13 protein-coding genes are annotated in these 12,907 nt (G+C 74.7%); 5 read left to right on the top strand and 8 right to left on the bottom strand.

The annotated features are described in order from the left end of the window. Nucleotides 1–30: 30 nt before the first annotated feature. The 3 genes from AB0O82_RS05340 (at nt 31) to msrB (ending at nt 2,454) form a co-directional block, all read left to right on the top strand. Nucleotides 31–492, top strand: coding sequence for an indole-3-glycerol phosphate synthase (locus tag AB0O82_RS05340; protein WP_350885822.1), 462 nt, complete (start codon nt 31–33; stop codon nt 490–492). Nucleotides 493–596: 104 nt separating this feature from the next. Further along, nucleotides 597–2,027 (top strand): UDP-N-acetylmuramate--L-alanine ligase, encoded by a 1,431-nt coding sequence (gene murC / locus AB0O82_RS05335; RefSeq protein WP_363580414.1) that lies wholly within the window; start codon nt 597–599, stop codon nt 2,025–2,027. Nucleotides 2,028–2,049: 22 nt separating this feature from the next. Continuing rightward, a complete protein-coding gene (gene msrB, locus AB0O82_RS05330) occupies nt 2,050–2,454 on the top strand; it encodes a peptide-methionine (R)-S-oxide reductase MsrB (protein WP_063349491.1) in 405 nt (134 codons plus the stop codon). A gap of 141 nt (nt 2,455–2,595) precedes the next feature. On the opposite strand, the gene AB0O82_RS05325 is transcribed toward msrB, so the two are convergent. The 8 genes from AB0O82_RS05325 to AB0O82_RS05290 all read right to left on the bottom strand — a co-directional run bounded on the left by AB0O82_RS05325 (nt 2,596) and on the right by AB0O82_RS05290 (nt 10,152). Beyond that, a complete protein-coding gene (locus AB0O82_RS05325) occupies nt 2,596–3,786 on the bottom strand; it encodes a cytochrome P450 (protein ID WP_363580412.1) in 1,191 nt (396 codons plus the stop codon). Beyond that, nucleotides 3,783–4,418 (bottom strand): ATP/GTP-binding protein, encoded by a 636-nt coding sequence (locus AB0O82_RS05320; protein WP_363580665.1) that lies wholly within the window; start codon nt 4,416–4,418, stop codon nt 3,783–3,785. The genes AB0O82_RS05325 and AB0O82_RS05320 overlap by 4 nt, the downstream gene beginning before the upstream one ends. Nucleotides 4,419–4,473: 55 nt before the next feature. Beyond that, nucleotides 4,474–4,827 carry a DUF742 domain-containing protein gene (locus tag AB0O82_RS05315; protein WP_350885830.1) on the bottom strand — a complete coding sequence of 118 codons (354 nt, stop codon included), beginning with the start codon at nt 4,825–4,827 and terminating at the stop codon, nt 4,474–4,476. Then, the gene (locus AB0O82_RS05310; protein ID WP_363580410.1) at nt 4,824–5,255 is read right to left on the bottom strand and encodes a roadblock/LC7 domain-containing protein; all 432 of its coding nucleotides are present in this window, start codon (nt 5,253–5,255) and stop codon (nt 4,824–4,826) included. Before AB0O82_RS05310 ends, AB0O82_RS05315 begins: the two co-directional genes overlap by 4 nt. Beyond that, entirely contained in the window at nt 5,252–7,072 is a 1,821-nt protein-coding gene (locus tag AB0O82_RS05305; protein ID WP_363580408.1) for an ATP-binding protein, read from the bottom strand. The genes AB0O82_RS05310 and AB0O82_RS05305 overlap by 4 nt, the downstream gene beginning before the upstream one ends. A 104-nt stretch (nt 7,073–7,176) precedes the next feature. Continuing rightward, complete coding sequence (locus AB0O82_RS05300; RefSeq protein ID WP_363580406.1) at nt 7,177–8,190, bottom strand: MBL fold metallo-hydrolase; 1,014 nt, start codon at nt 8,188–8,190, stop codon at nt 7,177–7,179. A gap of 121 nt (nt 8,191–8,311) precedes the next feature. Beyond that, a complete protein-coding gene (locus AB0O82_RS05295; RefSeq protein ID WP_363580404.1) occupies nt 8,312–9,115 on the bottom strand; it encodes a hypothetical protein in 804 nt (267 codons plus the stop codon). Between the two features lie 116 nt (nt 9,116–9,231). Next, nucleotides 9,232–10,152 (bottom strand): GNAT family N-acetyltransferase, encoded by a 921-nt coding sequence (locus tag AB0O82_RS05290; RefSeq protein WP_363580402.1) that lies wholly within the window; start codon nt 10,150–10,152, stop codon nt 9,232–9,234. A gap of 266 nt (nt 10,153–10,418) precedes the next feature. On the opposite strand from AB0O82_RS05290, the gene AB0O82_RS05285 reads away from it, so the two are divergent. After that, the gene (locus AB0O82_RS05285) at nt 10,419–11,732 is read left to right on the top strand and encodes a DUF692 domain-containing protein (RefSeq protein WP_363580400.1); all 1,314 of its coding nucleotides are present in this window, start codon (nt 10,419–10,421) and stop codon (nt 11,730–11,732) included. 40 nt (nt 11,733–11,772) lie between these two features. After that, a complete protein-coding gene (locus AB0O82_RS05280; protein WP_363580398.1) occupies nt 11,773–12,870 on the top strand; it encodes a TIGR04222 domain-containing membrane protein in 1,098 nt (365 codons plus the stop codon). Nucleotides 12,871–12,907 lie beyond the last annotated feature (37 nt).

Raw genomic sequence — 12,907 nt, 5'->3', positions numbered from 1 at the left:
CCCGGGGGCCGGCCACTGGAAGGGACTCACGTGTTCAAGACGGTACTGATGATCGAAAAGGCTCTCTCCGACGCGGACGTGGAACTCGTCACCACGCTCCACAGCGACGAGAAGGTCTCCTTCGTCGTCCTGATGCAGCCGCGCGGCAAGCAGGACGAGCTGCTGCGGGCGCTGGACGACGTGGCGCTCGGCCACCTCGACAAGGTGGTGCACGAGCACGACGAGTCCGAGTCCGGGCCGACCGTGGCCTCCGAGTCGCTCGAACACAGCCTGCGCCACCTGCGCGCGGCCGGGGCCGAGGCGGTCGGCGAGCTGGTCGAGGAGAAGCCGCTGGACCGGCTGCGGGCGGCGGTCGAGGAGCACCGCGCGGACGAGGTGGTGGTGCTCACCTCACCGCACTTCGTCGAGGAGTTCTTCCACCGCGACTGGGCCTCCCAGGCCCGGCACAAGGTGGGGGTCCCGGTGCTGCGGCTGTTCGCCAGCGACTCCTAGGGATCCCGGCCGGTGGTGCAGAATCGTCCTTGCGGTCCGCCCGCGAGGACGATTCCCCATCCCGTCCGCCCGACCATTCCGCCCCCGCCCTACGGAGCCCCGCCTTGAACGACGCCGCGCACGACCTGCACGCCCCGCACTTCATCGGCATCGGCGGCGCCGGGATGTCCGGCCTGGCGAAGATCCTCGCGGTGCGCGGCGCCAGCGTCTCCGGCAGCGACTCCAAGGAGTCCGAGACCGTCCTCGCGCTGCGCGCCCTCGGCGCGACCGTGCACGTCGGCCACGCCGCCGAGCACGTGCCGGACGGCACCAGCAGCGTGGTGGTCTCCAGCGCGATCCGCGCCGACAACCCGGAGCTGGCCGCCGCCCACGAGCGCGGCATCCCGGTGGTGCACCGCTCCGACGCGCTGGCCGCCCTGATGGGCGGCCGCCGGGCGCTGGCGGTGGCCGGCACCCACGGCAAGACCACCACCACCAGCATGCTCGCCGTCGCCCTCGGCGAACTGGGCCTGGACCCGTCCTACGCGATCGGCGGCGACCTCGACACGCCCGGCTCCAACGCCCACCACGGCGCCGGCGAGATCTTCGTCGCCGAGGCCGACGAGAGCGACCGCAGCTTCCACAAGTACGCGCCCGAGGTGGCGATCGTGCTCAACGTGGAGCTGGACCACCACGCCAACTACGCCTCGATCGAGGAGATCTACGAGTCCTTCGAGACCTTCGTCGGCCGGATCACCCCCGGCGGCACCCTGGTGGTCTCCGCCGACCACGACGGCGCCCGCGAGCTGACCGCCCGGGTGGCCGACCGCGAGGGCCTCACCGTGGTGACCGTCGGCGCCGCCGAGGACGCCGACGTCCGGGTCCGCTCGGTGGTCGCCCGCGGCATGACCAGCGAGGTCACCGTCGAGCTGGACGGCGCCGAGCTGTCCTTCACCGTCTCGGTGCCCGGCCGGCACTACGCGCACAACGCGGTCGCCGCGCTGGCCGCCGGCGTCGCGCTGGGCGTCCCGGCCGCCGACCTGGCCAAGGCCCTGGGCGCCTACACCGGCGTGCGGCGCCGCCTCCAGCTCAAGGGCGAGGCCGGCGGCGTCCAGGTGATCGACTCCTACGCCCACCACCCCACCGAGATGACCGCCGACCTGGAGGCGATCCGGGAGGGCCTGGAGGGCGAGGGCCGGGTGCTGGTGGTCTTCCAGCCGCACCTGTTCAGCCGCACCCAGCAGCTCGCCGAGGAGATGGGCCGGGCCCTGGCGCTGGCCGACGCCTCGGTGGTGCTGGACATCTACCCGGCCCGCGAGGACCCGATCCCCGGCGTGACCAGCGAGCTGATCATCGACGCCGCCCACCGGGCCGGCGCCGACGTCACCGCCGAGCACTCCTTCGCCGCCGCCCCCGCCGTGCTGGCCGGCCTGGCCCGCCCCGGCGACCTGCTGCTCACCATGGGTGCCGGCGACGTCACCAACCTGGGCCCCGCCATCCTGGAGGAGATCCGGGGAAGCGTGCAGCACCTCTCGAACGTTGCCTCCAACGTCTGACGTACCCCGACCGGGAGCCGTGATGAGCTACGAGATCGAGAAGACCGAGGCCGAGTGGCGGGACGAGCTGAGCCCCGAGGAGTACCACGTGCTCCGCGAGGCCGGCACCGAGCGCCCGTTCACCGGTGAGTACACCGACACCAAGACCGTCGGCGTCTACGGCTGCCGGGCCTGCGGCGCGGAGCTGTTCAGCTCCGAGACCAAGTTCGACAGCCACTGCGGCTGGCCGTCGTACTACGCGCCGCTGGCCGGGGACCGGGTCCAGTACATCGAGGACACCACGCTCGGCATGCGCCGGGTCGAGGTGCGCTGCGCCCGCTGCGGCGGGCACCTGGGCCACGTCTTCGAGGGCGAGGGCTACGGCACGCCGACCGACCAGCGGTACTGCATCAACAGCGTCTCGCTGACGCTGAAGCCGGCCGAGTAGGGCCGGCCGGTCGCGCCGCGAGGGCCCGGGTTTCCGTACGGACGGACGCCCGGGCCCTCGTGCGTCCCGGGCCGCCGGGGCCCGGACCAGCAGGGTCCGGGCCGCCGAGGGGCGGGCCGCCGGGGCTCAGGCCGTCGGGGCTCAGGCCGTCGGGGCGAAGCGGACCGGGAGGTGGACCAGGGCCCGGTGGAACGGGCCGGGGCGCCAGAGCAGGTCCTCGGCCGGGGTGGCCAGCTCCAGGTCGCTGAGCCGGCTGGTCAGCTGCTCGATCGCGGTGATCGCGATCAGCAGCGCCGGGTCGCGGGCCGGGCAGCCGTGCGGGCCGGCCGCCCAGGCCAGGTGGGCGCTCTCGCCGCTGCGCAGCTCGGTGCCGTCGGTGGGCGGCGCGGCCTGCGAGTTGGCGGCCGCGTAGGAGACCAGCACCAGCGTGCCGGCCGGGATCTCCCGGCCGTGGAAGGTGATGTCGTAGCGCGGGTAGTGGGCGGAGAGGTTGGCCAGCGGCGGCTCGTGCCAGAGCACCTCGTCGATCGCCTGGTAGGCGGTCATCGCGCCGCCGATGAGGGAGCCGGCGTAGCGGGCGTCGGTGAGCAGGCGCAGCAGGGCGTTGCCGATCAGGTTGGTGGTCGGCTCGTGCCCGGCGATCATGGTGAGGGTGATCTGCCGGATCACCTCGTCGTCCTCCAGCCCGGCCGGGTGGGTGACGAACCAGGAGGTGAGGTCGTGCCGGGGCCGCTCGCGCCGCTCGGCGACCATGGCGGTGACCACCGCGACGAGGTCCCCGTACGCGACGACGGCCTTCTCGGTGGACTCGATCATCCCGGCGATCCCGGCGACCAGCCGGGCGCTGTGCTCCCCCGGCACGCCGAACCAGGTGGTGAGGACGAAGGCCGGCAGCTGGCGGGCGTACTCGGCGATCAGGTCGGCGGTGCCGGCCGCCTCGAAGCGGTCGACCAGCTGGTGGGCGACCTCGGCGACCCGGCGCTGGAGCCGGTGCGGTTCGAGCAGGGCGAGGCCGTCGGTGATCACCGCGCGGTAGCGCGCGTGCACCTCGCCGTCGCTGAACAGGGCGGTCGGGCGGTAGCCGAGCACCGGCAGCAGCGGGTTGTCGGGGGCGACGGTGCGCTGCCAGGCGCGGGAGTCCTTGGAGAAGGTGTCGGTGTCGCGCAGCAGGTCCAGGGCGGCCTGGTAGTCGGTGACCAGCAGGGCCTCGACGCCGGGCGCGATCTCCACCGGGGCGACCGCGCCGTAGCGGCGCAGCCGGTCGTAGACCAGCTGCGGGTCGGCGGCGAAGACCGGGCCGTAGATGGGGGTCGGGCGGGTGTCGGTGGTCACGGGCGCTCCTCGGCGGCGGAGGCGGCAGGGGCGGTCGCTGCCGGGACGGCGGGCTCGGTGACGTCCGCCGGGGTGGCGAGGTCGGCGGCGTCCGCGGGGGCGGCGGGCAGGCCGTCGAGGACGTGCTCGGCCAGCGCGATCAGCGCGTCCAGGCTGGCACCGCGCTCGCGGGCGTCGCAGAGCAGCAGCGGGGTGGTGGGGTGCAGGTCCAGGTGGGCGCGCAGCACCTCGATCGAGTGGACCGGCGCGTCCGGGAAGCAGTTGACGGCGACGGCGTAGGGCAGGCCCTGCTCCTCGACCATGTCCATGATCTCGAAGGAGTCGGCGAGCCGGCGGGTGTCGGCGAGCACCAGCGCGCCGAGGGCGCCGCGGGCGATGTCCTGCCAGAGCGGGAAGAAGCGGCGCTGGCCGGGGGTGCCGAACATGTAGAGCACGAGGTTGCCGGGCAGGGTCAGCCGGCCGAAGTCGACGGCGACCGTGGTGGTGGCCTTCTCGGGCAGGCCCGCCAGGTCGTCCACCGGCCGTCCGGTCTCGGTCATCGCCTCCTCGGTGTGCAGGGTGGCGATCTCGGAGAGGGTGCGGATGAGCGTCGTCTTGCCGACCCCGAACGGGCCGGCCACCACCAGCTTCATCAGCGTCTGGTCCCGGTCGGGCAGGTAGCCCACCCGGCTCGGCCGGTCGGCCGGGCTACCGGAGCGCACGGAGTCCAACGAGGAGCCTCTCGACGATGGAGCGGTCGGTCTGCTGGGCGCGCGGGATCGGCGCGCGGGCGCGCAGGCAGCCCGCCTCGACCAGATCGGCCGCGAGGAAGACGGTGGCGCTGACCGGCAGGCGCAGGTGCGCGGCGGCCTCCACCACGGTCAGCGCGCCGGGGCGCAGCAGTTCCCAGAGCCGCTGGTGTTCGGGTTCCAGCTCGCGGGGCGGTTCGACGCGGTCCGCGAACAGCACGGTGAGCCGGTCGAAGCCGGCGGTACCGGGGCGGCTGCGGCCGCCGGTGGCCAGGTAGGCGGGCACCATCCGCCTGCGGGGTACGGCGGTCATGATCGGACGGTGGTGTCCTGCTGCCGGGTCGGACTCGCGAGGGCACGGCCCAGGGCGGCGACCTGTACCTGCATCTGGTAGGCCACGTTGCCGAGTTGGGCCTCCGGGGAGGTGAACACGGCGAGCGAGGTGTTCTCCCCGGCCGGGACGACGACGGCGTAGCCGAGGTCGGACTCGACCACGGTCTGGGCCAGCCGGGGCCGTTCGGTGTCGGTGAAGGCGCTGGTGAACGCGCGGGCGGCGGCGTGCACGGTGGCGGTCATCGCGGCGACCCGCTCGGCGGAGGCGCGGTCGAGCCCGTCCGAGGCTCCCTCGACGAGGCCGTCACCAGTGGCGATGACCGCGTGCAGCACCCCCGGCAGCTCCAGCAGCGGGGTCAGCACCCACGAGATCTCGTCGGCGGTGGTCGGGCTGGGCGTGCTGGTCACTGCTCGGCTCCTTCGGGGGTCGGGGCGGTCGGGCGGACGGTGGTGCGGGCACCGGTGTCGCGGGCGGCCGCGGTCGGGCCGGTCGCGCTGGTCCCGGCGGTCGCGCTGGACTCGCCGGTCGTGCTGGTCCCGCGGGCGGCCTGTGCCACGGCGGCGCGGCCGGAGTCGGTGCCCTCCTGGAGCGCCTGCCAGTGGGCGGCGGCGCGCTCGGGCGTCCGCTCGGGGGCCCGGGCGGGCGGCTCGGCCGGTGCGGCGGACGGCCCGGCGGCGGGCTCGGGGGCTCCGGGGCCGTCGGCGGTGACCGGTCGGCGGCGTCGCCGACTGGGCAGGCCGGTGCCGTCATCGACCGGGTCGGCGGGGCCGGCCGGTGCGTCGGGCACCGCGTGGATGGCGGGCGCGGGGTGCGGGCCCGGCTGGTTGTGCCGGTCGGCGAGCGGGGGCGGCCCGTCGCCCTCGTCGGCGTCGCGCATCGGCGGGACGGCCTGGACGGTGGGCGCGGGGGCCGGGCCTGCGCCGGCCCGCAGCGGCAGCGGGGTGAGCACCGACAGCGGCTGCTCGTCGTCGACGACGGTCACCAGCGCGGCCGGGATGCGCAGGATGGTGCGCATCCCGCCGTACGGCGAGGGCTCGATGTGGCAGGAGAAGCCGTACTGGCGGGCCAGTTTGCCGATCACCGCGAAGCCGGTCTTGGGCGGGTTGCCGAGTTCGGTGAGCAGGACGTCGGGCGGGCCGGCCAGCAGTCGGCGGGCCCGGCGCAGCTGGTCGTCGTCCATGCCGATGCCGCTGTCGTCGATGATCACCAGCGCGCCGCGGCCGCCCTGCTGGACGGTGACCGGGATGTCGGTCTCCGGGTGCGAGTAGGCGGAGGCGTTGGCGAGGAGTTCGGCGACGGTGATGGCCAGCGGCTCGGCGGCCCGGGCGACCACGGCGAGCCGCTGCTCGCGCAGGTGGTTGGCGACCTTGATCCGGGCGTAGCCGGGCACCCGGGAGAGCGCGCCGACCACCACTTCGGCGAGCGGCGAGTCGGTGCGGGCCAGGCCGGGCCAGGCTTCGCAGAGCACGGCGACGGTCTGGATCCGGCGCAGCGCGACCTCGTTGCGGAAGTCGACCTCCAGCAGCCGGGGGTCGTCGTTGTCGTGCTGGAGCTGCTGGACCAGGCTCTGGATCTGGTAGAGCAGGGTCTGGATCCGGGAGGTGGCGCCGCGCATGGCGGCGCGGGCGGCGGCGTCGACGCGTTCGCGCTCGTCGGTGAGGGCCGCGGAGGCGGCGTCCAGGACGGACTGCAGCGCCCGGACGGCCTCGGGGCCGACGGCCTGCCCGTCCAGCGGGCCGACCAGCGGGGCGTTGGCGTGGCTGAGCCGGACGGCGGTGGCGGCCACCCGTTCCTGGGCGAGGTGGCCGATCTCGGCGAGCACGGCGGCGGTGTGCTCCTCGGCGGCGGTGAGCCGCCGTTCCGCCTCCCCGGCCCGGGTGTTCGCGGCGGCGGCCCGCTGGTCGGTCTCCCGGGTGGCGTCCTCGGCGGTGCGGGCCCGGCTCTCGGCCTCCCGGGTGCGCTCCTCGGCGGCCCGGTAGCGGCTCTCGGCGTGGTGGGTCTCCTCGGTGGCGCGCCGGGCGGCGTCCTGCGCCTCGCGCAGTTGCTGCTCGGCGCGGGCCAGCCGGCCTTCGGCGGCGCGGGCGCGTTCCTCGCCGTGGCCGCGGGCGGTCTCGGCGGCGACCGCCCGGGTGAGGGCCCGGGCCCGGCCGCGGGCGAGCACGCCCGCCGTCGCGGCGGCGACCAGCGCCAGGGCGATCAGCGCAATCTGCGCGATCTGCGTCATCGAAGTCCTCGGAAGTCCTCTGGGGGTCCGGCTGGTCGGCTGCTGCCGGGGCCGGGGCCGGCGGTGGTCCGGCCCGGGCGCGGCGGGCGGTCGGTCCCGGGCGGTCAGTCCCGGGCGGCGGCGCGCGGGCGCGGGCTGCGGGCGGCGTCCTCGGCCAGTTCGCGGGCCACCTGGGCGACCTGGCCCATGGCCACCAGGACGTTCGGCACCTCGGTGCCGTCCAGGTGCCGGTACTCGGCGGCGACGGTGAGCACCAGCCGCTCGGGCAGGCCGAGTTCGGGGTGGCGCTGCTCGGCTATCACCCGCCGGGCGGCGTCCAGCGCGGGGATCCCGGCGGTGTGCAGGGCGTGCGCGCGCTCCCGGACGTACGTCAGGTAAGCGATGTGGTGGCGAACCCCGTCGCGGTCGAGCACAGGGCCGTGGCCGGGGACGAAGATCTCGGCGCCGGTGGCCAGGATCCGCTCACAGGCGGTGATCACGTTCTCCAGCGGGCCGGCCCAGTGCACCGGGTGGTCGCCGGGGTACTCGGGGGTCGAGCCGAAGATCACGTCGCCGGTGAAGACGGCGCGCTGGTACGGGAGGTGGACGATCAGGTCGCCGCCGGTGTGGGCGGCGGGCAGGCCGGTCACCTGCACCGGGTACTCCCCCACCCGCAGTTCCAGCTCGCCGGTGAAGACGGTGTCGGGGTGCACGGGGTCGGTGGCGGACCAGTCGAACCGTCCGAAGTGCTCCCTGAGGTAGCCGCCGAGCGGGGAGTCCGGGTCGCCGCCGACGACGAGGGCGTGCTGCTGCTGCGGGGTGGGCTCGTAGTGGATGTGCTCCAGCGCCTCACGGGTGGAGATCACCTCGGCGTCCGGGACGACTCCGGCGCCCCACAGGTGGTCGCCGTTGGCGTGGGTGACGATCACCCGGTCGACCTCGACCCCGGCCGGCAGCAGGCGGCGGCTGGCGGCGAGGAACTCCCCGGCCAGGGTGGGGTCGTAGGGGGTGTCGATCCAGAGCGCGGTCTTCGCCGAGGCCAGCAGCCCGCAGTTGGCCAGGCCCCAGCCCCGCTTCGGGGGGAGCCACACGTACAGGTCCTCGGCAATCGCGCTCACGTTCGCACGGTTGATCGTCATGTGCGCGATTATGCCCAAAGTGTGTCAGGGGCGGGGCAAAACCTGTACGGCTGCCAGGAGTTGCTGCCCCAGACTCTCCCGAGCTGTCCGGTTTCGCCCCTCGTGGTCGAGACCAATCGTCTCAACCGTCGGGACGACCCGTGGACACCTCGCCCCGGAATCCCGACGGGACGTCGGATCGGGGCGCGGGCAGGGTGCGGCAGACCTCGACCGTGACGTCGACGGTGTCCAGGCCTATGACCCGCCCCTCCACCGCGACGAATCCTTTCTCCCCCGAGCGGAAGAGCGCCGCCAGCGGGGAGTTGCGGCTCGCCGCGGTCAACGCCTCCACCGCCATCGCGGAGCCGAAGGCGAACACCCCGCAGAGCACGATGCAGGGCGCCTGCCGGGGCGTGCGGGTCACGAAGATGAAGCCGTGGTCGCGGATCAGCTCCCCGGCCGGGTTGTACAGCGCCTCGAAGGTCATTCCGCCCCACCGGGCGCGGGCCTCGTCCGGGTACTCGATGGCGAAATCCGGGAACACCGCGTCCAGCACGCCGCCGGAATAGGAGTTGACGCTCGGGCCCCCGATCGAGAACGTCGGCATCCGGGGATCCTGCGCGCCGGCCACCACCAGTTCGATCGTCGCCTTCCGGTTGACCTTCCGCAGCAGGTCGGTGAGCCCCGCTATCGCCCTGGCCTCGGCCATCGGCATGAACAGCACGTTCTTCGGCCCGCGGCTGGTCAGCTGGCAGCCGTCCGTGGTGAAGGCGAACTCCGCGACCTCGATGCTCGGCGTGATGATCTGCACCCGGCTGTACGGCGCCAGCAGCGCCCGCAGGAAGCCGTAGCGCAGGAACAGTCTGGTCCGGGCGAGGGAGCGGGCCGCGAGGAATCCGATCACGGCCGGAACCGATGCGATGAACACCTGGAGCAGGATCTCCATATCATCCCCACGGAGGAAGACTCGACCACGAACTGTGTGCCCTGGTTAAGTCCCCTCCGTGGCCGGAAATACCCCCCTCGCGGCAATTCCCACCGTCAGGATCGCCGCACCCGGCGTCACTTCAAGCGCTTGATCCCCTTGCGTTCCCCCGCGCACCGCTCGTACCCCAGCCACGCGTTGATCGCGAGCATCGGCGCATTGGTCTCGTCGTTGGAGGTGTACGCGCGCCGGTAGCCCGCCGCGGCCGCCAGGCGCAGCGACTCCAGCTTGGCCAGCTTGCTCAGCCCTCGCCCGCGGAACTCCCGGCGGCAGGCGGTGAACGCGGACCAGTAGCGGTCCACCCCGTCGGTCTGCGCCATGCTGAACGCGGCCGGTTCGCCGTCCACCACGGCGACGACGGTCAGCGCCCGGTCCAGGTCCGGCCGGGCCCAGTCGCCCCGCAGCCAGTCCTCGTAGTCCAGGGCGTCCATCGGCACCTCGCCGGGCTCGTCCTGGATGGCGTCCGCCTCGACCAGGAACAGCGGGCGCGGGTCGGCCGCCCAGTCTCCGGCCGGGCGCAGCTCGACGCCGGCCGGCCGTACGGGCGCCTGCGGCAGCGGCAGCGCCAAGTCCCGTCCGCCGAACTGCGCCGCGCGCCCGAGCTCGTAGCCACGGGCGGCGGCGAAGGCCAGCGAGGCGGGCTCGTCGTCCAGCCAGGTGTGCAGCTCGCTCACTCCGTGCCCGGCCAGGTGCCGTTCGGCCGCGGCCAGCAGCGCGGTGGCCGCGCCGCGCCGCCGGAACTGCGGCAGCACGCTGCCGTTGGCGTACCCGACGCCGGTGGTCGTCGTCCCGAGCACCACCGCGCAGCGCACCGCGCCGACCACCCGGCCGTCCAGCTCGGCGACGAAGGTGCGGAAGTGCTCGCCCGGGCTCTGCCGGCCGTTAAGCCAGAGCAGGGCCTCGGAGGTCATCACCAGGTGCTCGCGCCCGGCCCGGTGGGCGGCGGCCACGGCCTCGGCGTCGTCGGGGCGGAAGTCACGGATCGTCAAAGAAGTCATGGGTTCCCACGCTAACCCCGACGCCCGTCCGGCGCCTTCGAATTTCCCCTCGCCGGTGCGCCTCACCTGCGGCAACGGCCCCGGCTCGGGACCAAAGTCCCTCACCCCCGCAGCGGCAAGCTCAAATAATGCTCTGAGAAGACCGGGCGGGGCTTGGCAGCCGTCCCACCCGGGGACATCCTCAGCACACGGCCGCGCGGTCCTGGCGACGAAGCCCGCACCACCCGGCGGCCTCCCCACCCGGCCCTCCGAAAGGGGGCGAACCGATGACCTCCCCTGCCCTGGACCTGCCCGGCTCCGCCACCCCGGCGCGGGACGGCGCGCCCCGCCTCGGCGTCGGCCTCGGCTGGCGCAGCGAGATCGACACCGTCGTCGAACGCCAACCCGGCCTGGACTGGGTCGAGGTGGTCGCCGAGAACATCTGCGCCGACCACCTGCCCGAGTCCCTGACCGTCCTGCGCGCCCGCGGCGTCACCGTCGTCCCGCACGGCGTGGCGCTCGGCCTCGGCGGCGCCGACCTGCCCGACCCCGCCCGGCTCGCCAAGCTCGCCGAGGCGGCACTCGCCCTCGACTCCCCGCTGGTCACCGAACACCTGGCGTTCGTCCGGGCCGGCGGTCTGGAGGCCGGCCACCTGCTGCCCGTCCCCCGCACCCGGGACTCGCTGCGGGTGATCGCCGAGAACGTCCGGATCGCCCAGGACCAGCTCCCGGTGCCGCTCGCCCTGGAGAACATCGCCGCCCAGCTGGCCTGGCCCGACGACGAGCTGACCGAGGGGCAGTTCCTCGCCGAACTGGTCGAGCGGACCGGCGTCCGGCTGCTGATCGACGTCGCCAACCTGCACACCAACCGGGTCAACCTCGGCATCGACCCGGCCGCCGAACTGGACCGCCTGCCGCTGGAGGCGCTCGCCTACGTCCACGTCGCCGGCGGCACCCTGGTCGACGGCGTCTGGCACGACACCCACGCCCACCCCGTCACCGAACCGGTGCTGGAGGTCCTGGCCGAACTCTGCGCACGGGTCGCACCACCCGGCGTCCTGCTGGAACGGGACGCCGACTTCCCGCCGCCCAGCGAGCTGGCCGGCGAACTGGACGCCATCCGCCGGGTGCTGGAGGGGAGCACCCCGCGGACGGCCCCACCGGCCCCCCGCGCCGAGCCCCGGGGGACCGCGGCGGGCGCGTGCCCGAGCGGCACCCGCGCCCGGCTGGCGCGGCGCCAGGAGGACCTGCTCGCCGCCCTGGTGGCCGGCGGGCCCGTCCCGCCCGGCTTCGACCCGGACCAGGTCCGCGCCCAGTCCACCGGCCTGGCCACCAAACGGCGGGACACCGTCGCCAAGGTGGCCCCCGAACTGCCCCGCCTGCTCGGCCGGCCGTACGGGCCGATGTTCCTCGACTACGCCCGCCGGCACCCGCAGACCGGCGGCTACCGCGCCGACGCCCGGGCCTTCGCCGCCTGGGCGCTCGCCGACGGCGGCCCGCTCGCCGCCGACCACCGCCGGTCCCTGGAGCAGTGGCTCCACCCGGCCGCCGAGCGGCCGCCCGGCGCGTTCGCCCGTCTGCGCCGAGCCCTGCGGCGCTGAGCACCCGCCTTCACCGCACACCTTCGGGGGGAACCCGCCCATGTGGCACAACACCTACTTCGTCATCCCCGCCGTCCTGCTGGTGGCGGCCTCGCTGTACGCGTCCCGGACCAAGCAGCGGGTCGGCCACGTCCCGCACGTCCAGGGCCTGCCGGGCCGCGGCCTGCCGCTGATGGACGCCGCCTTCCTGTCCGGCGGCCCCGGCCGGGTCTTCGACACCGCCCTGATCCGGATGCACCTCTCCGAGCGGGCCGTGATCAGCCGCGCCGGCCTGGTCACCCTCACCGGGCACAAGCCGTACGACGCCGTCGACCAGGCCGTCCTGGACGCCGTCGGCCCGGGAGGCAGCCGTGAACTCGCCCCGCTGCGCCGCGCCGTGATGCGCTCCGCCGCCGTGCAGGAGATCGGCGACCGGCTCGCCGACCGCGGCCTGATGCGCCACCCCGAGCGGCTGCGGCGGGCCCGCACCGCCCGGCGGCTGCTCTGGCTCGCGCTGCTCGGCGTCGCCGTCTCGACCGTCCTCTCCCACGTGCTGGACGAGGGCGGCGCCGGCTCCGACCGCCCCGCGCTGTGGATCCCGGTGGTGCTCCTGGTCTTCGGCGGGATCAGCCTGCTCGTCACCTGGCCGGCCAAGGGCCGGATCACCCCGGCCGGGCGGCGCCAGCTCTCCCTGATGAAGGTCGGCACGCCGTGGACGCCGAGCGCCGGCCTGTCGCCGAAGGCGACCGGCGGCGTGCTGCTGGGCGCCCTCGCGCTCGGCGGGCTGGCCGCCGCCGGGCTGGAGGACGACGAGCTGCGGTCCGCGATGCTGGCCGCGTCCGCCCAGGACGAGGTGATGAAGTCGGCCGCCGCGAGCTCCTACGCCGCCTCCTCCTCGACGGGCTCCTCCACCAGCTCTCCCCCCAGCTCGTGCAGCTCGTCCGGGTCCTCCTGCGGGGGCTCCACGGCCTGGTGCGGCTCCTCCCACTCCGGCTCCTCCGGCTGCGGGGGAAGCGGCAGCAGCTGCGGATCCTCGTCCTCCAGCTGCGGCTCCGGCTCCAGCAGTTGCGGCTCCTCCTCGTCGAGCTGCGGGTCGTCCTCCTCCAGTTGCGGGTCGTCCTCGTCGAGCTGCGGTGGTGGCGGCGGCTGCGGCTCCTGACGTCACAGTTCGGTATCGCGGTCCGGGAAGCCGTTCC

The organism is Kitasatospora sp. NPDC088264 (assembly GCF_040685715.1).
Classification (GTDB): Bacteria; Actinomycetota; Actinomycetes; order Streptomycetales; family Streptomycetaceae; genus Kitasatospora.
The sequence above is the reverse complement of the archived record's forward strand: the minus strand, read 5'-3'. Positions and strand labels throughout refer to the sequence as shown.

Bases quoted from the DNA above. Each gene is read 5' to 3' on its own strand.
- msrB (WP_063349491.1), top strand. From the start codon at position 2,050: ATGAGCTACGAGATCGAGAAGACCGAGGCCGAGTGGCGGGACGAGCTG.
- AB0O82_RS05320 (WP_363580665.1), bottom strand. From the start codon at position 4,418: ATGAAGCTGGTGGTGGCCGGCCCGTTCGGGGTCGGCAAGACGACGCTC.
- AB0O82_RS05315 (WP_350885830.1), bottom strand. From the start codon at position 4,827: ATGACCGCCGTACCCCGCAGGCGGATGGTGCCCGCCTACCTGGCCACC.
- AB0O82_RS05305 (WP_363580408.1), bottom strand. From the start codon at position 7,072: ATGACGCAGATCGCGCAGATTGCGCTGATCGCCCTGGCGCTGGTCGCC.
- AB0O82_RS05300 (WP_363580406.1), bottom strand. From the start codon at position 8,190: ATGACGATCAACCGTGCGAACGTGAGCGCGATTGCCGAGGACCTGTAC.
- AB0O82_RS05295 (WP_363580404.1), bottom strand. From the start codon at position 9,115: ATGGAGATCCTGCTCCAGGTGTTCATCGCATCGGTTCCGGCCGTGATC.
- AB0O82_RS05290 (WP_363580402.1), bottom strand. From the start codon at position 10,152: ATGACTTCTTTGACGATCCGTGACTTCCGCCCCGACGACGCCGAGGCC.
- AB0O82_RS05285 (WP_363580400.1), top strand. From the start codon at position 10,419: ATGACCTCCCCTGCCCTGGACCTGCCCGGCTCCGCCACCCCGGCGCGG.
- AB0O82_RS05280 (WP_363580398.1), top strand. From the start codon at position 11,773: ATGTGGCACAACACCTACTTCGTCATCCCCGCCGTCCTGCTGGTGGCG.